At 72.5% G+C, this 18,921-nt stretch carries 16 protein-coding genes; 4 read left to right on the top strand and 12 right to left on the bottom strand.

Features of this window, described 5'->3' with window-relative positions:
- The first annotated feature begins 76 nt into the window (after positions 1–76).
- The 3 genes from NYO99_RS11400 to NYO99_RS11410 all read left to right on the top strand — a co-directional run bounded on the left by NYO99_RS11400 (position 77) and on the right by NYO99_RS11410 (position 7,094).
- Positions 77–3,241: a hypothetical protein gene (locus NYO99_RS11400; RefSeq protein WP_268167297.1), complete on the top strand. Its 3,165-nt coding sequence runs from the start codon at positions 77–79 to the stop codon at positions 3,239–3,241.
- 3 nt (positions 3,242–3,244) lie between these two features.
- Entirely contained in the window at positions 3,245–4,927 is a 1,683-nt protein-coding gene (locus tag NYO99_RS11405) for an SWIM zinc finger family protein (protein WP_268167298.1), read from the top strand.
- Positions 4,928–5,213: 286 nt separating this feature from the next.
- Positions 5,214–7,094 (top strand): reverse transcriptase family protein, encoded by a 1,881-nt coding sequence (locus NYO99_RS11410; RefSeq protein ID WP_268167299.1) that lies wholly within the window; start codon positions 5,214–5,216, stop codon positions 7,092–7,094.
- Here NYO99_RS11410 and NYO99_RS11415 read toward each other — a convergent pair.
- The 12 genes from NYO99_RS11415 to gspG form a co-directional block, all read right to left on the bottom strand.
- Positions 7,091–7,834 (bottom strand): substrate-binding periplasmic protein, encoded by a 744-nt coding sequence (locus NYO99_RS11415; RefSeq protein WP_268167300.1) that lies wholly within the window; start codon positions 7,832–7,834, stop codon positions 7,091–7,093. The two genes, NYO99_RS11410 and NYO99_RS11415, sit on opposite strands and share 4 nt — an antisense overlap.
- A gap of 43 nt (positions 7,835–7,877) precedes the next feature.
- On the bottom strand, positions 7,878–9,089 hold the full coding sequence (gene gspF / locus NYO99_RS11420) for a type II secretion system inner membrane protein GspF (protein WP_268167301.1): 1,212 nt from the start codon (positions 9,087–9,089) through the stop codon (positions 7,878–7,880).
- 1 nt (position 9,090) lies between these two features.
- Positions 9,091–10,512 carry a type II secretion system ATPase GspE gene (gene gspE / locus NYO99_RS11425; protein ID WP_268167302.1) on the bottom strand — a complete coding sequence of 474 codons (1,422 nt, stop codon included), beginning with the start codon at positions 10,510–10,512 and terminating at the stop codon, positions 9,091–9,093.
- A gap of 22 nt (positions 10,513–10,534) precedes the next feature.
- Positions 10,535–12,718 (bottom strand): type II secretion system secretin GspD, encoded by a 2,184-nt coding sequence (gene gspD / locus NYO99_RS11430; RefSeq protein ID WP_268167303.1) that lies wholly within the window; start codon positions 12,716–12,718, stop codon positions 10,535–10,537.
- Positions 12,719–12,720: 2 nt separating this feature from the next.
- Positions 12,721–13,590: a type II secretion system protein N gene (gene gspN / locus NYO99_RS11435; RefSeq protein WP_268167304.1), complete on the bottom strand. Its 870-nt coding sequence runs from the start codon at positions 13,588–13,590 to the stop codon at positions 12,721–12,723.
- Positions 13,590–14,120 carry a type II secretion system protein GspM gene (gene gspM, locus NYO99_RS11440; RefSeq protein WP_268167305.1) on the bottom strand — a complete coding sequence of 177 codons (531 nt, stop codon included), beginning with the start codon at positions 14,118–14,120 and terminating at the stop codon, positions 13,590–13,592. The genes gspN and gspM overlap by 1 nt, the downstream gene beginning before the upstream one ends.
- The gene (gene gspL / locus NYO99_RS11445; protein ID WP_268167306.1) at positions 14,120–15,370 is read right to left on the bottom strand and encodes a type II secretion system protein GspL; all 1,251 of its coding nucleotides are present in this window, start codon (positions 15,368–15,370) and stop codon (positions 14,120–14,122) included. The genes gspM and gspL overlap by 1 nt, the downstream gene beginning before the upstream one ends.
- Before the next feature lie 68 nt (positions 15,371–15,438).
- On the bottom strand, positions 15,439–16,407 hold the full coding sequence (gene gspK / locus NYO99_RS11450; protein ID WP_268167307.1) for a type II secretion system minor pseudopilin GspK: 969 nt from the start codon (positions 16,405–16,407) through the stop codon (positions 15,439–15,441).
- On the bottom strand, positions 16,404–17,039 hold the full coding sequence (locus NYO99_RS11455; RefSeq protein ID WP_268167308.1) for a PulJ/GspJ family protein: 636 nt from the start codon (positions 17,037–17,039) through the stop codon (positions 16,404–16,406). Before NYO99_RS11455 ends, gspK begins: the two co-directional genes overlap by 4 nt.
- Positions 17,039–17,404 carry a type II secretion system minor pseudopilin GspI gene (gene gspI / locus NYO99_RS11460; RefSeq protein ID WP_268167309.1) on the bottom strand — a complete coding sequence of 122 codons (366 nt, stop codon included), beginning with the start codon at positions 17,402–17,404 and terminating at the stop codon, positions 17,039–17,041. The genes NYO99_RS11455 and gspI overlap by 1 nt, the downstream gene beginning before the upstream one ends.
- Positions 17,401–17,874: a prepilin-type N-terminal cleavage/methylation domain-containing protein gene (locus NYO99_RS11465; protein ID WP_268167310.1), complete on the bottom strand. Its 474-nt coding sequence runs from the start codon at positions 17,872–17,874 to the stop codon at positions 17,401–17,403. The genes gspI and NYO99_RS11465 overlap by 4 nt, the downstream gene beginning before the upstream one ends.
- The gene (gene gspG / locus NYO99_RS11470) at positions 17,846–18,274 is read right to left on the bottom strand and encodes a type II secretion system major pseudopilin GspG (protein ID WP_268167311.1); all 429 of its coding nucleotides are present in this window, start codon (positions 18,272–18,274) and stop codon (positions 17,846–17,848) included. Before gspG ends, NYO99_RS11465 begins: the two co-directional genes overlap by 29 nt.
- A 52-nt stretch (positions 18,275–18,326) precedes the next feature.
- On the opposite strand from gspG, the gene NYO99_RS11475 reads away from it, so the two are divergent.
- Positions 18,327–18,920 carry a hypothetical protein gene (locus NYO99_RS11475; protein ID WP_268167312.1) on the top strand — a complete coding sequence of 198 codons (594 nt, stop codon included), beginning with the start codon at positions 18,327–18,329 and terminating at the stop codon, positions 18,918–18,920.
- Position 18,921 lies beyond the last annotated feature (1 nt).

Genomic DNA, 18,921 nt, shown 5'->3' on the forward strand with positions numbered 1-18,921 from the left:
CCCTACCATGCGGCCCGCGCTGGGCCCGGGTGGGCGGGTGCATGTCATGTTCACGCTCTGAGCAGGGAGGCTCTGGATGCAGAAGTTGGCTCGTGCGACGCTGGCGCGCTCGTGCCCGTCGGCGCAGCACTGCACGGTCGAGGTGGTGGCGCTGGACCTCGCCGGTGCGGCCCGCCATGTCGTGACGGTGCGCGATGGCGTGCGCGAGTCGGCGCTCACGGCCATGCCCTGCGAACTGCCCGAGGCGCGGCGACTCGCGCTGGACTGGCTGCGCCGCCGGCTTGGGGCCGGCGACCGGCTGGTGTCGCAGGACGGCTTCCCCGAACTGGCTCAGGACGCCGTCGGCCCGCGCATCGTGCCGCTCGCGCCCGCGCCCGTTGCCGCCGCGGTGCAGCCCGCCGTGGCGGCCCTGGTGGCGCGCTTCCAGCCGGCGCGCTGGAAGCTGGAGTCGCCAGCACGGCGTGCCCGCGCCGCCTGGCGGGTGGCTGAACTCAGTGCCGCCGATGCGCATGGCGCCAGCCCCACGCAACAGGCCTTGCGCGGCCTGGTGCCGCGCCTGGTGGACTTGCTGGGCAGTGGCGATGACCTGCTGGACCTGTGCCTGGCCGCGGCCATCGGCCGGCTGGGCGATGCCGGCGCGGCCGAGGCCATGCGCCAGCTCGCGCAGCGCGGCCGCAGCCCGGCCTGCTGCCGCATGGCCCGCCAGGCCTGGCTGATGCTGCTGACGCCGGCCCAGCGTGAGGCTGAGGTTGCCACGCTGCTGCCTGGCTGGCGCGACGAGCTGTGCAGCGAGCTGCCAGCCGAGGCACTGCAGGCGCGCATCGAGACCGCGCTGCCGCTGCGCGGCGCCGCCTGGCCGGCGCTGCTGACCGACTGGTACGACATCGCCTGGGCCGAGCCCGCAGCGCGTGCGGCGCTGCTGCGGCTGCTGGCGGCCCTGCCGTTGCAGGCGCCGTACTTCCAGGGGCTGCGCTACCTGTACAAGGCGGCCGAGCTGCGGCGCGATGCCGACCTGCTGGGGCTGCTGCATGCCCGCTTCGAGAACACCACGCCAGCCCTCGGTGCCGCAGCGCCTCGGCGTTATGTGTCGCCCGCCACGGGGGGCTGGTTGCAGCGCGCCACCGGTGGCGCCCGTGCCCCGGCGGTGGCGTTTGGCGCCCGCACCCGCGACTACCTGCGCCTGCGCGCCTGGCGCCAGCTGCGCCGGCTGGCGGCCGTGCAGCATCCGTACGCGCCCACCCTGGCCGTGGCCCTGCTGCTGGGGCTGGTGGATGACGAGCAGCCCGCGCCGCGCGAGGAGCAGCGCTGGGAGGTGGTGGACGGCCGCTACCAGCGCGCGACGCGCCTGCATCACCGCGGCGCCAGCTGGCTGCTGGTGCCCCGCCTGCTGCTGGCCCACTGGCCCGGCCTGTGCACGAGCCGCCGCGCCATGCGCTGGTGGACGCGTCTGCCGCTGGACACCTCGCGCCCCTTTGCTCAGCGCCCCGAGGCGCTGCAGCCGCTGTGGGATGCCCACCCCGAAGCCCTGCTGACGCTGGCGCTGCGCAGCCGCAGCTCGCTGGTGCAGGCCGTGGTGGCCCGCGCGCTGCAGGACCATGCAGCCTTCCTGCAGCAGCAGCCGGCCGAGGTGCTGGGCGCGCTGCTGCGCAGCGACTACGAGACGGCGGCCGGTGTGGGTTTCGGCGCTGCCCGCGAGCGCCTTGCGGCGCTGGCCGATGTGGCTGCCCAGGCGCCGTGGCTGGCGCTGCTGGCCACCAGTGCCCATGCGCCGGCCCGCGACCATGCCTTGCTGCAACTCGCCGCCGACCCGGCTGCGTTCGCGACGCAGGTGGCGCTGGTCGTGGCCCTGTTGCTGGCCGCCGACGGGCGTGTGCGCGCCCAGGCGCGCGGCATGGCCCAGCTGGCACCGGCCGAGCCGCTGCTGCGCGAGCTGCTCGCCGCGCTGCTGGCGGCCGATGCGCAGGCGCCGGGCGTAGCGGCCGGCGCAGCGCTGGCCGCCCAGTTGCTGCAGGGGCCGCTGGCGGCGGCCGCGGCTGGCTGGCAGGGCCTGGGTGAGTTGCTGCCGCTGCTGGCGCATCCGTCGGCCGAGGTCGTCGCGCTGGCGGTGGACTGGCTTCTGCTGCACCCGGCCGGCCTGGTGGTGCTGCCGCCAGCCACGCTGACGCGGCTGCTGGCCGCGCCCGAGGAGGCCTTGCGCGCCTGTGGCGCCCGCCTGCTGGCGGGCCTGCCGGACGCGCAGCTGGCCGGCCAGGTGGCCCTGCTCGTCGAGCTGGCCCTGCAGCCGGCTGCCAGCGTGCGCGCCGCCGTTGCCCCGGCGCTGCTGCGCCTGGCCGCGCGCGACGAGGCGCTGGCCCGCACGCTGGCCGACCGCCTGCATGCCGCGCTGTTCCAGGCTGAAGCGGGCGAGGGTCTGCATGACGACCTGCTGCGCTGGCTGAGCCAGCACCTGCAAGCGGTGGCGCCCGCGCGCGACCCGTCCGGCGTCTGGCGCGCGCTGCAGGCCCGCAGCGCCGGCGCGCAGCGCTACGGCGCCTGGGCGCTGCCCGGCCTGGCGCCGGCCGACTACAGCCTGCGCCAGCTCGCCACGCTGGCGCGGCATGCCGACGCCGCGGTGCGTCGCTGGGCCATGCAGGGGCTGGACACCTGCCTGCCGACGCAGCCCACGCCGGAGCAGGTGGCCGAGCTGCTGCCGCTGGCCGACACCGCCTTCGACGACGCCCAGGCCTACACCCGCACGCTGTTTGGCGAGCGGCTGGCCGATACGTCGCTGAATGTGGAGCTGCTGATCGCCTGGGTGGACCATCCCCAGCCCTGGGTGCAGGCGCTGGGCCGCAGCCGCCTGGTGCGCCGCATGAGCGCAGCCGACGCGGCGCTGTGCCTCACGCGGCTGAGCCAGCATCCCAGCCCGGCGGTGCAGCTGTTCGTCACGCAGTGGCTGCTGGCGCTGCCCACCGACGACCCCGCCGCGCTGGCCCGCCAGCTGCGCGCGCTGACGCCCTATCTGCTGACCGTGCTCAGCCAGGTGCACCGCGGCCGCGTGGCCAAGACGCGCGTGACCGAGTTCCTGCGCGCACAGGTGGCGGCGCCCGAGACGGCGGAGGTGGTGGCCGAGATCTTTGCGCGCCAGGTCGTCACGGCCAGCCTCACCGACAAGCCCCAGTACATCGCCGGCCTGCGCGACATCGCGCGCCGCCATCCGCAGCTGCCGCTGCCCTTCCTGGCCTGGAACAGCGCCGCCTGAGTCATGCAATTCCGCTACCAGTACTACGGTGCCAGCACGGTGGACGACAGCGCCACGGCGCAGGCCTTCCGGCTGGCGCCCGACACGCTGCGCCCGCCCACCCACTTCCAGGGCCAGCTGCGCCGCGACGCGCACGCGCACCTGGTGTTCCGCGAGGCGCTGTCGGCGCTGCATGCGGTGGTGGTGAGCGACCAGCGCCCGCGCGGCCGCAACCCGGCGGCCTACCAGGCCTGGCTGCAGGCCCACGAGGGCGAGCTGCTGGCCCGCTTCATGGCCCAGGCGCAGACGCTGAAGGCGCGCGCGGCGGCAGCCACTGCCGAGCTGGCCCAGCTGCGCGAGAAGAAGGCGTCGCTGCTGGCGCCGTTCTACAAGGCGCGCCAGCGCTACTTCGACTGGCTCTACCAGGCCCACCGCGACACCTGGTTCGTGCTCGACCCGGTCATCACCGTGCACCCCGAGCGCCTGCTGTTCGAGGCCTTCAGCCAGGATGAGTCCAGCTACTGCGCCGTCAGCCTCTCTCACGAGCTGTTCGAGCGCGTGGGTGACATGGCCTGCGGCACCACCAACATCGACTACTCGGCCAGCCTGTACGAGGAGTTCCAGAAGGTCCGCGACTACAAGGCCACGCAGTTCGCCGTGGACCCGACGGGCTTCACCGTCGCCACCGGCGACGACCCGGCTTTCGTGGAGGAAAAGATCGACCTGCCTGACAGCTGGGTGCGCGGCTTCCTGCAGGTCTCGAGCGCAATGACGCTGCCGGCCACCGTGCTGGAGCTGCACCCGATGGACCTGCACAACCTGTGCAGCCTGCTGCGCCAGCGCAAGGAGCGCGCCGGGCCGCGCTCGCTGCGCTTCGAGCTGGTGCCGGGCCAGCCGGCGCGCCTGGTGCTGGAGCCGTGGAACCTCACGCTGACCGCACGACGCAGCGCCATCGTCGGCGCGCCGCTGGCCGCGCCGCGTGCGGTGCGGCTGTGGGGGCGCCGCCGGCTGTTGACGCTGGAGCGGCTGATCCCGCTGGCCACCCGGGTGCGCGTGCACTTGCTGGGCTCGGGCATGCCCAGCTTCTGGGTCGTGGAGATGGGCGGTGTGACCGTCACGCTGGGGCTGTCGGGCTGGACGGCCAACGACTGGTCGGCCGCCGGGCGCTTCGACCTGCTGCAGGCGCGGCACGAGGTCAGCGAGGCCAGCCAGCTGGCGGTGGCCGGGGCCCTGCAGTCGACCTGGCTGGCCACACCGGCCGAGCTGGCCGCACGCACCGGCCTGCCGCAGGCCGATGTGGATGCGGCCATGACGGCCTGGGTGCAGGCCGGTCGCGCGATCTTCGACCTGCCCACGGGCCGCTACGCGTGGCGTGAGCTGTCGCGCGAGCCGCTGCCGCTGAACACGCTGCGCTTTGCCAGCCCTGAGGAGTCACAGGCGCTGGCGCTGGTGCACGCGCGCGGCGTGCGCCTGGGCGGCATCCGCCGTGAGGGCGGGCGCCTGCTCATCGAGGGCACGGTGAAGGCCGGCGAGCGCAGCTACACGCCGCGCCTGACGTTGAATGCCGACGAGCAGCTGCAGGACGGCCACTGCGGCTGCAACTTCTACAGCCAGAACAAGTTGCGCCGCGGCCCATGCCAGCACCTGCTGGCCTTGCGCCAGGTGGCCCAGCCGCAGCTGGACGATGCGAGGACCCAGGGGGAGTGATGAGGAATTCCGTGGCTACACTGCCGGCGAGTGCAGTGCGTGGGCTCTTGCAACCCGGGCGGTGTTTCGCCGCCCTTGTGAACTGCCGTTCTACGCACCACGGGGTCCGTCTTCACTGTGCCGGGCTGCCACCCGTAGCGCCGTGCCGATGGGGTTCGCTTCGAACGCACAGGCGCTACGGGTGGCGCCCGGCGTCGAGTGGACAGACCCCGCCCCTCAAGCCCTGCGGGCTCTTCGATGAGAAGCGCACTGCACTCACCTTTTCTGCCTCGAGCGCGGAGGCTGCATGACCGAGCGCATGCCCACCCGCGCGGAGCTGCTCGCCCGCATCGCGGCCAGCAGCAAGGACGCCGTCGTTCTTGCCGAGATGCAGCGCCTGGGCTACTGGCCCCGCGATGCCGACCAGCCCACCATCGAGGCCGCGCTGCTGCAGCGCGAGGCCGAACTGCACCAGGCCTTGCAGCAGCTGCAGCAGGAACTGCAGGTCAAGGGCGATCCGCAGGCTGCGCTGCAGGCCATGCGTCGCGAGCGCATGGCCCAGGCCCGCGAGCAGCGCGAGGCACGCGCGCAGGCCCGCGAGCGCGGCCGCTACGAGCGCGCGCTGCGCTGGCACGCGACGCGCCAGACCACGGCGGGCTACCTGGGCGAGGGCGTGTCGGGCGGCCTGGGGGCCGAGACCGACCCCGAAGCCGCCAAGGCCCGGCTGCAGGCGGCCGGCCTGCCCGCGCTGACCACGCCGCTGGAACTCGCCCAGGCCATGGGCCTGAGCCTGCCGGAGCTGAAGTTCCTGTGCTTCCACCGCGAGGTGGCGCGCGGCACGCATTACCGGCGCTTTCACCTGCCCAAGAAGACGGGCGGCGTGCGCACCATCTCCGCCCCCATGCCGCGCCTGAAGCGTGCGCAGTACTGGGTGCTGGACAACCTGCTCGCCAAGGTGCCCGTGCACGCGGCGGCGCACGGCTTCCTGCCGGGGCGCAGCATCGTCAGCAACGCGCGGCCGCACTGCGGGCAGGACGTGGTGATCAACCTCGACCTGAAAGACTTCTTCCCCAGCGTGCACCAGCCGCGCATCAAGGGCGTTTTCCGCGGCCTGGGCTATGGCGAGGCGGTGGCCAGCCTGCTGGCGCTGCTGTGCAGCGAGAACGCCTGCGACGAGCTGACCGTGGATGGCGAGCTCTTCTTCGTCGGCGGCAAGGGCCGTGAGCGCGTGCTGCCGCAGGGCGCGCCCACCAGCCCCATGCTCACCAACATCCTGTGCCGCAAGCTGGACCGCCGGCTGCAGGGCCTGGCCGCCAAGCTGGGCTTTGCGTACACACGCTATGCGGACGACCTGACGTTCTCCGCCGCGGGCGAGGCCGCGCAGCGCGTCGGCAAGCTGCTGCGCCAGGTGCACCACGTGCTGCGCGACGAGGGCTTCACGCCGCACCCCGACAAGCAGCGCGTCATGCGCCGGGGGTCGCGCCAGGAGGTGACGGGCGTGGTCGTCAACCACCAGCCCTCGGTGTCGCGCGACGAGCGCCGCCGCCTGCGCGCCGCGCTGCACCGTGCGGGCCAGCAAGGCCTGCAGGCCGCCACCTGGCAGGGCGCGCCGGCCACGCGCGACACGCTGGTGGGCTACGCGCGCTTCGTGCACATGGTCAACACCCAGCAGGGGCAGGCGCTGTTGCAGCGGGCGCTGGCACTGCCGGGCGCAGCGGCCGCGCGGCGCCCCGACGCCTTCCGTGCCCAGGCCGCGCAAGGCCTGGCCCCGGCGCGCCGGCAGGGCGACTGGTGGCAGGTGGCGCCGCCGCCCGAGCCGCAGCTGGCGCTGACGGCAGGCCAGCTGAAGGCGGCGCGCCAGCAGCGCATTAATGCCGAACGCGCGGCACGCCAGCCGCCGCGCCAGGAGCGCTCAGCGGCGCCGCCACGTGCCGGGCAGGCCACGGCACCCACGGCCGAGCCCATCGGCACGAGTCTTGGCACGCCGCCGCCCGTGCCGTGGGGGCGCTATGGCGCGCAGCTGCTGGCCATGCTGTTGATGTCCATCAGTCACCGCAGCCTGTGGTTCCTCATCCTGGGCCTGGCCTGGGTGGCGCTGTCGCTGAAGCAGCACAAGCCCTCGTGGCTGCGCTTCCTGGTGGGGGTGTTCTTGATCGGCCTGGTGGTCCAGGTGATCGACCCGCGCTAGCGGTAGCCCACCTGGCGGCGGAAGTCGTCCAGCAGCCGGGCGTAGCTGCCGTCGCGTCGCATCTGCGCCAGGCCGCGCCCGAAGGCCTGCGCCAGCGCGGGGCCGTCCGGGTGCGTCTTGGCGAAGGCGATCCAGAACGCGTCGGCGCTGACGATGCCGCGTCGCACCACCTTGCCGCGGAACTCGGGGCTGGCGTCGATGCGCATCCAGCCCGGCGTGCGGTTCAGCAGGATGTAGTCCACGCGGCCGGTGAGCAGCATGCGCAGCAGGTTGGTGTCCGAGGTGGCCGTGAAGCGCTGGATGCGCGGGTCGCGCATGAACTCGGTGGGGTAGGTGTAGCCGTTGGTGATGGCCACGCGCTTGCCGCGCAGGTCGGAGAGCCGCAACTCCGGGCCTGCCTCGCCCGCCCGGCCGAAGATGGACAGCTCCTCCTCGAACATGGGCGGCTGGTGCCAGAGGTAGTCGTCGCGGTTGTCGTCGGTGATGGTGGCGTTGAAGCAGCCGGCCACCTGGGCCGCCTTGGCCATGCGCATGCAGCGCGCGAAGGGCACGGTGACGAACTGCGGCGTGAGGCCCTGGGTGGCGAGTGCGGCGCGGATCAGCGTGACGCTGAAGCCCTTGGGTGGCACCTCCTGCGGGCTGCTGGCGCTCTCGGCCGCGCTGTAGGGCGCCCAGTCGTCCTCGCCGGCCAGCAGCACGGGGCCGGCTGCCCCTGCGGCCAGGGGAAGCGCCAACGTCATTGCCAACAGGCATCGCCACGTCATTGCCGACATGGCCCCGATGCTATTTCACCCAGGTGTTGAGCTGGATGATGGGCAGCAGCACGGCCAGCACGATGAGCAGCACGATGGCGCCCATGGCGACGATGAGCAGCGGCTCCAGCAGCGTGGCGGCGGCCATGGAGCGGCGCGTCACTTCCACGCTGAGCTGGCGCGCGGCGCGGCTCAGCATCTCAGGCAACTGGCCGGTCTGCTCGCCCAGCCGCGCGAACATGGCCAGGATGCCGGGGAAGCGCTTCTTGCCGGCCAGCGCCGAGCCCAGCGGCGCGCCCTCGCGCACCTGCACCAGCGCGTCCAGCGCGTCGGCCTGCATGGCGCGGTTGGACAGCGTCTCGGCCGCCGCCTGCAGCGCCTTCAGGATGGGCACGCCGGCCGAGGCCAGCATGGCCAGCGTGCCGGCGAAGCGTGCCGCGTTGTAGCCGCGCGCCAGCCGGCCGATCAGCGGCACACCCAGCAGCGCCGCGTCGAAGCGCAGCCGGAAGGCGGGTGCCTTCAGCGCCTGGCGCAGCAGCAGCGCGCCGCCCACGGTGGCCGCAAGCAGCGCCCAGCCCCAGGTGCGCACGAAGTCGCTGATCGCCAGCATGGCCACGGTCAGCGCCGGGAGTGCGCGCTTGGAGCTGGTGAACACGGTGGCGATCTGCGGCACCACGTAGGTGACGAGGAAGATCACGATCAGCACCGAGATCGCCGAGATGATGGCCGGGTAGGCCATGGCGCCGACGAGCTTGCCCTTGAGGTCCTCGCTGGCCTCCAGGTCGTCGGCCAGCTTCTCCAGCACCTGGCCCAGCGCGCCGCTCTGCTCGCCGGCCGCCACCACGCCGCGGTAGACGTCGTCGAACTCACGCGGCGCCGTGGCCAGCGCCCGCGCGAACGCCGAGCCGGCATTCACCTCGGCCTTGAGCTGGCTGATGAGCTCGCGCTGACGCCCGTCCTCGCTCTCGTCGGCCAGCGCCGTCAGCGCCCGCTCGATGGGCAGGCCCGAGCCCACCAGGCCGGCGAGCTGGCGCGTCCAGACAGCCAGCGCCGTGGTGCTGAACACGCGGCGCGTGAAGCGGCTGGACTCCGGCGCGCCATGCTGCTGCACCGGCTCGATGGACAGCGGCGTCAGCCCCTGGGCGCGCACGGCGGCGCGCGCAGCGCGCGGGTTGTCGGCTTCGATCAGGCCGCTGCTCTGGCGGCCGGCGTCGGTGAGGGCTTCGTACTTGTAGGCGGGCACGTCAACCCTCTCGGGTCACGCGGAGGACTTCCTCCAGCGACGTGATGCCAGCCTCGATCAGCCGTTCGCCGTCCTCGCGCATGGAGCGCAGCCCGGCGGCCTGTGCCGCGGCCAGCAGCGCGCTCTCGGCGGCGCGGTTGTGGATGAGGCTGCGCACGGCGTCGTCGGCCACCATCAGTTCGTAGACGCCGGTGCGACCCTTGTAGCCGGTGTGGCCGCAGGCCTCGCAGCCCACGGGGTGCCAGCGCTGGTGTTCATCCTGCGTCTTGCACACCGGGCACAGCCGGCGTACCAGGCGCTGCGCCAGCACGCCCAGCAGCGAGCTGCTGAGCAGAAAGGGCTCCACGCCCATGTCGGTCAGCCGCGTGACGGCGCTGGGCGCGTCGTTGGTGTGCAGCGTGGCCAGCACGAGGTGGCCCGTGAGGGACGCCTGGATGGCGATCTGCGCGGTCTCGTAGTCGCGGATCTCGCCGATCATGATGACGTCCGGGTCCTGGCGCAGGATGGCGCGCAAGGCCTTGGCGAAGGTCAGGTCGATCTTGGCGTTGACCTGCGTCTGGCCGATGCCGGGCAGCTCGTACTCGATCGGGTCTTCCACCGTCAGCACGTTGGTGGTGCTGGTGTCCACCGTCTGCAGCGACGCGTACAGCGAGGTCGTCTTGCCCGAGCCCGTGGGGCCGGTGACGAGCACGATGCCATGCGGCTGCTGCACCAGGCGCTTGAAGGCCGACAGCACGCTGCCGTCCATGCCCAGGCCTTCGAGCGTGAACTTGGATTCGCTCTTGTCCAGCAGGCGCAGCACGGCGCGCTCGCCGTGGGCCGACGGCAGCGTGGACACGCGCACGTCGATCGCTCGGCCGCCGATGCGCAGCGAGATGCGGCCGTCCTGCGGCAGGCGCTTCTCGGCAATGTCCAGCTCGGCCATGATCTTCAGCCGGCTGATCAGCGCCGCGTGCAGTGCCTTGTTGGGCTGCACCACCTCGCGCAGCGTGCCGTCGACGCGGAAGCGCACCGAGCTGCTGCGCTCGTAGGGCTCGATGTGGATGTCGCTCGCGCCGTCCTTGGCGGCCTGCGTCAGCAGCGCGTTGAGCATGCGGATGATGGGCGCGTCGTTGGCGGCTTCCAGCAGGTCTTCCACGGCGGGCAGGTCCTGCATCATGCGGCTCAGGTCCACGGCGCTCTCGACCTCGCCCACCACCGTGGCCGCGCTGCTCTCGCTGCCGGCGTAGGCGGCGCTGATGCGCTCGGCCAGCGTGTTGGCAGGCTCGGATTCCAGCCGGTCCACGGCGTACAGGCGCTGCACTTCGGACAGCGTGGCCCAGTCCACATCGGGCGCGGCCCACAGCGTCAGGGCGCTGCCGTCGTCCTCCAGCAGCACGCGGTGGGCCTTGGCGAAGGCATAGGGCAGGGGGTGGCGGGGCATGGCCATGGCTGCGGGGCCGTTCTTACTGCTGCGGCGCGGGCTTGGCGGCCGGCGTCTTGGCCTCGGGCAGCACGGGCGCGCCGGTGTCGGGCAGCAGCACGCTCTTGCCCGGCTGTGCGCCCTGCTGCACCGCGCGGATGCTGTCGTAGCGGCCCAGCGTCAGCTCGTTGGCGCCGTCCGCCGTGCGCAGCACCACCGGGCGCAGGAAGACCATCAGGTTGGTCTTCACGCGCTTGCGGTTCTTGCTGCTGAACAGGTTGCCCAGCACCGGGATCTTGGACAGGCCCGGCACGCCGTCGTCGCCGTCGGTGTACTCGTCCTTCATCAGGCCGCCAAGCACGATGATGTCGCCGTCGTCCACGACCACCGAGGTCTCGATGGCGCTCTTGTCCAGCGTCGGACCCTGCGTGCCGCTGCTGCCGGGCACGACGGAGGAGTTCTCCTGGTAGACCACCATGCGCACCGTGCCGCCTTCGCCGATCTGGCTCTTGATCTTCAGCGTCAGGCCCACGTCCTTGCGGTCCACGGTGGTGAACGGGTTGACCGTGCCGCCGGTGCTGGAGCCGGTGTTGGCGTAGGAGCCGGTCACGAAGGGCACGTTCTGGCCGATGACGATGCGGGCCTCCTCGTTGTCCAGCGACACGAGGTTGGGCGTGGACAGCACGTTGGCGCCGCTCTGGCTCTCGAAGAAGTTGGCCACCGCGCCCAGCGTGTACAGGCTGCCGAACTTCTTCAGCAGGCCGATGTTCAGGCCGGTGGGCGCAGAGGCGCTGGCCAGTGCCGTCGTCACGCCCGAGGTGCCGTTGGCCACGGCACCGGTGGCGTTGATGATGTTGGCCAGGCCGGTGCCGTAGTTGGTGCCGGCGCCGTAGATGGTGGCGTCGCCGCTCTTGCCGAACATGTTCTGCCACTGCACGCCGAACTGGCCGGCCTTGGTGTTGTCGATCTTGACGATCAGCGACTCGACATAGACCTGCGCGCGGCGCGCATCCAACTGCTCGATGACGGCGCGTACCTGGCGGTACAGCGGCTCGGCGGCCGTGATGATCAGCGAGTTGGTGGACGGGTCGGCCTGCACGAAGCCGCCGGTGGACGGGCCGGCCGAGGCGTTCAGCGGCGAGGTGGCCGCCGAGGACAGGCCGGTCGCGCTGGTGCTGCTGTTGGTGGTGGTCGTCGTGGTGTTGGTCTGCCCGCCGAAGCTGGTGCCCGCGCCGGCCAGGCCGCCGGTGCCGCTGCTGGTGCTGTTGCCACCGCCCGCGCTGCTGGACGAGCCCGCGCTGAAGGCCGCGCGCAGCACGGTGGCCAACTTGGTGGCGTCGGCGTTCTTCAGGTAGACGACGCGGATCTGGTTGCCGCCGCCGTCGGCGCTGGGCTGATCCAGCTTGTCGACCATGGCGCGCACGGCGGCCAGGCGGGCCGGGTTGCTGGCGCGCAGGATCAGGCCGTTGGAGCGCGGGTCCACCAGCACGTTGACGGCGCTGCTGCTCTGGCCCGGCACGGCGGCTGCCGCGGTCTGGCCGCCATCGGCCAGGCGCTGCACCAGCGGCGCCAGGTCGGCCGCCACGGCGTGCTTCAGCGGCACCAGCTCGATGTCGCTGGTGCCCGGCGTGTCCATCGCCGCGATGATCTTGGCGATGCGGTTCAGGTTGTCCGCGTAGTCCGTGATCACCAGGCTGTTGTTGCCCGGGTTGGCGTTGATGGTGTTGTTGGGGCTGATCAGCGGGCGCAGCACGGCCACCAGGTTGTTGGCGTTCTCGTGCTGCACGCGGAAGATCTGCGTGAGGATCTGGTCGCCGCGGGCGTTGGTGCTTTCCACCGCCACCGAGCCGGCCTGCAGCTTGGCATCGGCTTCGGGCAGCACCTTCAGGAAGCCGGCGGACTCCACCACCGTGAAGCCCAGGCCGCGCAGCGCCGCCAGGTAGTTGCGGTAGGCCTCGCCCACCGACACCGCCTGCTCGCTGTACACCGTGATGGTGCCCTTGACGCGCGGGTCGATGATGATCTGGCGGTCCATCATGACGCCGATGGCGCGCGTGACGGCCTCGATGTCGGCGTTGACGAAGTTCAGCGTCACCGGCGAGCTGGCCTTGACGGCCGGGCCCTTGGTGCGGGCGCGCTGCACGCTGGCGTTGTCGGGCTGGGCGTGCGCGCTGCCGGCGGCCAGCAGCAGGGCGGCGAGGGCGGTGGCGGTGCGGTGGAGATTCATGATCATCCGATCGTCAGGACAGAGCGCGCGCCTTGGCGGCGCCCGATGATGTTCAGCAGGTTGTTCAGCGCTTCCTCGCGGCCCGGCGCGGCGGCGGCCTCGCCGGTGAAGCGGCTCTTGCCGCCCGGGTTGAGCGTGCCCACGCCGTTGAGCTGCAGCGCGCCCTCCAGCGTGGACAGCTGCAGCGTGCTGGAGCCCGGGGTGGCGGTGTCAGCGTTCAGGTCCAGCCGGTAGCTGCCCAGCGGCGCGACCGTGGAGATGCGCGAGGACAGGTTGCTCAGCTCCAGCTGCAGGCTGCCGGATTGGCGCCAGCGCCCCTGTGCCGACTCCAGCACGAACTCGCGCGCCGTGAGCCGCAGCGTACCGCCCAGTTGCAGCGTGTTCCACGGCGTGCCCAGCCCAGCCAGCACGCCGGCCGGCAGGCGGGCCAGCCAGTCGGCGCGGTTCTCGAGCGCGATGCGGGTGCGGCCCAGCCCGGGCTGGATGAGGAAGCGCAGCTCGCCGTTGATGCAGCAGTCCTGTCGCGCGGCGAGCTGCAGGCCCAGGCCCTGCAGGCTCATACGCCAGTGCAGGCGGCCGGGCAGCGAGGCCGCATCGCGGCTGCCGTCACCGCCGGTCAGCACCAGCACGCCCGAGCCGTTCCAGATGCTGCCGCGGGTGTCGACCACCAGCACATGGCCGGCGCTCGCCGAAGCCAGCCAGCCGGCCAGCCAACTGGCGGGTGCGAACACGATGACGGCGGCCAGCAGTCCCGCCACCAGGCCGGCGATGCTCCAGCGCCGCGCCGGGTCCATGCGTGCGGGCCGGGCAGTTGGCAGCGCGTTCGCCGTCAGGCCGGCGTCACCGCTGTGCTTGCGTTGCAACCAGGCCATCACGCACCCCCTCCGAGGCTGAGCACCAGCGTGCCCGAATAGCCCTTGGGGCCACGCGCCAGCTGCGCTTCGACCGGGCGTGCGCGCGCCGCGGCACGGGCTTCACCCAGCCAGGCCTGCAAGGCCGGCGGTGCGATGCCGTTGAAGGTGACGACGGCGCGGTCGCCCGTGAGGCTGAGCTTGGCCACCGGGCCCAGGTGCTCGACGGACGCGGTGAGCGCCGCCTGCGCCTGGGCGGGCGGCACGGCCGGTGCGGCCTGAAGCACGCGGGCCTCCTGGGCTTGGGCCTGCATGCGCTGCAGCTGCAGTTCCAGCTGGTCGAGCTCGGCGGGCGCCGTCTTCAGCGTGCGCAAGGCCGGTGCCAGCAGCAGCGCCCAGCCCAGCAGCAGGGCCAGCAGCACACCGGCGGTGGTCAGCGCGAAGCGCTCACGCTCGCCGAGCGCCTGCCATTGCGTCAGCGCCTGCGTGCGCAGCTGGCGCCACTGGGCCGTGAGGCTGTCGCCGCCGGCGGAGGAAGAGGGGCGTGCCATCAGCGTCGTCCTTGCGCGGCGGCGCGGCTGAGGGTCAGCTTGCCGTCGCTCGCGTCCAGTTGCCAGCCGTCGCTTTGCAGCTGGCTGCGGAAGTTGTCGATCTGCGGCGGGGTCCAGCCCGGCGCCGCGAGGGTGAGCCGCCCGGGCTCGAAGGCCAGCGCGTCGGCGGGCGGGCGGTCGGCCGGCCAGGCTGTGGCGGCGGCGCCCAGCAGGGCTTCCAGGTCCGCGTCGCCGACGGCACCGGCGCCGGTGCGCAGTAGGTCCAGCTGCTTCTGCATCTGCACCGGCGCGTCCAGCACGGCGCGCACCTGCGGGAAGGCCGCGGTCAGCGTGCTGCGCTGGCTGTCACGGCGCGCACTGATCTCGCGCTGCAGATGCCAGGCGCGGTAGTTCAGGCCCAGCACTTCCACCGCGATGAGCAGCAGCAGGCCGATGCGCACCGGCTTCCACGGGTTGTGCATCAGCGTGCGCGCAAACAGACGCAGCGCCCGCACACCGCGGGCGCGCGGCGCGAGTTCGAACTGGCGCAGGTCCCAGCCGTTGTCGATGACGGCGAGCGCGCGCTGGGCCGGGGTCTGCACGCTGACGGCATGGCCCAGCCAGCGCTCGGCAGCCGTGGCGGCGGACGGGGTGGCCGTCCACTGCGGAGCCGGCGTGCCTTCAGTGGCGATGAGCTGGCGCGTCAGACTGCCCTGCAGCGGCAGCGTCGCCACGCCGCCGGCATGGCTCCAGCGCAGTGCCAGTTCATCGCTGCCGTGGGGCTCGAAGACATGGCCGCGCGGCACCTCGTCGGGCCAGGACAGCGGCGCGATGCGGTCGACGAAGACCTGGGCGGCGTCCAGCTCGGCCAGGTGGCTCATCAGCCAGGGCCGCGACGCGATGGCCACCCAGGCGGTGTCACCGCCGCCGCTGTCGGGCGCCAGCGCGAAGTGCAGGCTGTCGGGCTCGTCCAGCAGCGACTCCTCCAGCCGGCCTGCCAGCGCGGCGCGCATCTGGCGGCCGGCGTGTGGAAGTGCCAGCTGGCGCCAGCTGACGTCGGACTCGGCGACCACGGCGATGACCGTGCCGGCCGCCGGCAGCGCGGTGGCCGCCGAGCGGCCCTCGCGGTCGATCTGGCGGCCGTCGGCCGTCAGTGCCCAGTCGTACTCGCGGGCCGTGCCGGCGCGGGCCATGTCGGACGCGGCAGGCGTGGCCCGTTCCGCCGCGCGCAGGCGGTTTCTGGGGGGCAGGAATAGCAGCAGGGTGCTCATGGGGGCAGGCAGGCGCGGCGCATTCTAGGAGGGGGCTGTGACGGGTCTGGCCAGGGCGGTGCGAGCACTCAGCGGTCCAGCAGTTGGCTGACCCGTTCGCGGGCCAGCACGGTGGTGGTCTTGCCCTGGCGCTCGACGAGCGAGCGCTGTTCGAGCTGGCGCTCGTCCAGCCGCAGCCGGCCCGTCACGATGAAGTAGGACGAATTGACCGACGCGCGGTCGGCGGCGATCTGCACATTGCCCGACAGCAGGGCGGCGGCATCGGTGATTGCCTTGAAGGCCTGGCCCTTGCGGGCCTGCACCAGGCGCTCGGCGGAGGCCAGGTCGATGTTGAGCAGCGCGGCGATGACCTCACGCGGCGCGGTATTCAGGTTGACCGGCGTGGCCTTGGGCAGCAGCACCACGTAGGGCTGCAGGCGCCGCACGGTGTCGGTGTCCAGCCCCAGCCAGGTGAGCTGGTCCAGGCCGGCAGGCTGCAGCGGGCCGCTGCTGGCGATGCTGGTGGGCGCGCTCGCGCCGCTGGCCGGCGCAGGGTAGGCGGCGCGCAGGCCGTCGATGATGAGCGCCGCCGTGCCTGGCGGTGCGCCCACCTGGCTGCACAGCTGGTTGAGCACCAGGGCCTCGGCCGCCGGCACCTGCGGCCCTGGCAGCAGCGCGCGCAGGTTGTAGCGGCTTTGTGCGTCTTCGATGTAGCCGGACAGGAAGGCCTCGGGGCCGTCGTCGCTGGCGGTGGACTTGTCGGCCGCGAGGAAGGTGGACAGGCGGGACTCGGCCAGCGGCGTGGCCCAGAAGTCGTTGAGCTCGTCGACGCTGGGCGAGTCGCTCTTGAGGATGAGCCTCGCCCAGTCCAGCGCGCCCTGCAGCACCCACACGCTCTGCGCCCGGGCGCGGTCGGCGGCCTCCACCTGCACCGCGCGGTACTGCTGCCACACCATGCCGGCGGCCAGGCTGGCGATCAGCGTGACGATGATCATGGCCGTCAGCAGCGCGGTGCCGGCCTGCGCCCGGCGCGGTGACAGCCGTGCGGTGGCCTTCATCGGACGGTCACCTCCAGCTCGCGCGTGAGCGTGCCGTTGAGGCCGCTGCCTTCGGCGAACTGCATCGCGATGCGCAGGCCCGACGGCGGTTGCGTGGTCGCGTTCGGATTGGCGGGGCCCACGCTGGCCGTGTTGCCGGTGGACTGGCAGTTGGCCCAGGCGTTAGTCCAGAAACAGGCGAACTGCCAGCCGGCCACGCCGTCGAAGGCGCGCAGCGCCGGGTTGCGCTGGGCCAGTTGCTGGATGCCGCTGTCGCGCTGGGCCTGGAGGTCCTGCACCGTGCGCACGGCGGGGCTCTCCCAGCGCCAAAGGCTGCCCTCGCGCAGGCTCCACACCACGACCTGCAGGCCGCCGGGGGACTGGCGCGTCAGCACGAGGTTGCCGCCGTCGAAGGCCAGTGGCGGGATGCTGCTATGGCTGTCCTGAACGGCGCGCAGATCCACGTCCCACTGCGCCATGACAGTCTGCAGCCGCGCGGTCTGCGACAGGCGGGCCTGGGCGATCTCGCGGCTCTTGACGAGGGCGTCGATGCCGCGCCAGGCCATGGCCGCCATCGTGGCCATGACCACCAGCGCCACCAGCACTTCCACCAGCGTGAAGCCGCCCGCGCGGCGTGAGCGCGCCGCGTGCATCAGATGCGCCCCACGATGGTGGTCAGCGTCAGCATGGGCAGGCCTTCGTCGTTCTGGACGGCTGCGTCCACGCGTCGGAAGTCCGGGTTGGGCGTGGTGCTGACCCTGAGCTTGCCGGTGTAGCTGCGGCCCAGCTGCTCGCAGCTGAATGGCGCTTCGCCGACGCTGGGGAACTGCTGGTTCAGCCGCAAGTCCGTCAACGCGTTCTCGGCACACCATTGCGCGGCGCTGACCTGGGCCAGCCGGTCCGCGTTGTTGGCCAGCGCGCCGGCCGCCTTGATGCCTGCGCCGAGCGCAATGGCCACGATGACCAGTGCCACCAGCACCTCGATGAGTGTGAAACCGCGTTGCGCCGTGGTGCTCATGGGGTCACGACGTCAAACGCCGACAGGCCGTCGGTGCCCAGCGTGAGCTGTTGGCTGCCCAGTTGCAGGCGCAGGCGCTGGGCCGGGATGATGGGCTCCGGCCCCAGCACCAGCGCCGGGTTGGCGGCATTGGCGTTGGCGATGGTCACGGCGACCGGCTCGCCCAGCCAACGCGAGGGCAGCTGGATGGTGCGGGGCAGGCCCTCGAACTGGAAGTGCTCACCCGTCTTGCGTGACTGGGGCAGCCAGCGCACGGCCAGCCCCGAGGCGCGGCTCTCGGCACGCGCCGTCTCCAGCAGGGCCGCCAGGCGTTGGGCTTCGCGTTGCAGCTGCAGCTCGGTCGGGTCGCGCAAGGCCAGCGAGATCGTGGCAGCCGCAATCGCCACCAGCGCGACGACGACCAGCAGCTCGATCAGCGTGAAGCCTGCTGCCCGGCCCGCGTCACTGCCAGGAGCCGATGTCTGCGTCACGGCCCTCGCCGCCAGCGCGACCGTCGGCGCCGAAGCTGTAGACATCGACCTCACCCTTCACGCCGGGGTTGGCGTACTGGTAGGGCTGGCCCCAGGGGTCGTTGGGCAGCTTCTCGAGGTAGTTCTTCCAGTTGGGCGGCGGCGTGCCGGCCGTGGGCTTGCGCACCAGGGCGTCCAGGCCTTGCTCGGCGCTGGGGTAGCGCTGGTTGTCGAGCTTGTAGAGCTTGAGCGCCTGCATCAGGTTGTTGACGTCGGTGCGGGCGGCGGTGATGCGCGCGTCTTCGGCGCGGTCCAGCACGTTGGGCACGACCAGCGCGGCCAGCACGCCGATGATGACGAGCACCACCAGCAGTTCGATCAGCGTAAAGCCGCGGGCGATGGAGGAACGCAGGGCAGGCATGGACAAGGTCTGGGGCAATGAAACGGCAGGAATCAGACCATCATAATGGGCCATGGTTGCTCGATTCATGGCGTTTCTGGTGTGGCTGGTGCTCGGCCTGTCGGTGGGTTACTGGCTGTTGCAAGCGGCGGCCCGGCCGCTGCCGATGCCGGCCTCCGTGCTGCCCGCGGGTGAGTCCCGCGCGGCGCAGGCTGACCTGAGCCGGCTGCTCGGCACCGTGGCGCCCGAGGCCGTGCAGGAGCCCGAGCAGGTCCAGTCCTCCCGCCTGCGGTTGTTGGGCGTCGTCGCCCCCCGCAACGCGCGCGCCGCGGAGGCGGGCGAGGGTGTGGCCCTGATCGAGGTGGATGGCGTCGCCCGCACGGTGCGCGTCGGCGCGGTGGTGGACGGCGAGTTGCGCCTGCTGCGCGTGGGCGCCCGCAGCGCGAGTCTCGGCCGGCTGGGCCAGTCACCTCAACAGGTGCTGGAGATCAGCCCGCCCGCAGCGCCTGCCACGGGCTCGCTGATGGCGGCCACGCCGTCGCCAGTGGTGCTAGGAGGCAATCCGCCGGGAGCCATGCCGCAGCAAATGCCGCCGCCGGCAGGTGCACAACCGCAGTATGGGCTGCCGCTGGCCGCATCCGTGCCGGGCGGTCAGCCGCTGCGCTGAG

This window comes from Roseateles hydrophilus (assembly GCF_026712245.1).
Lineage (GTDB): Bacteria > Pseudomonadota > Gammaproteobacteria > Burkholderiales > Burkholderiaceae_C > Pelomonas > Pelomonas hydrophilus.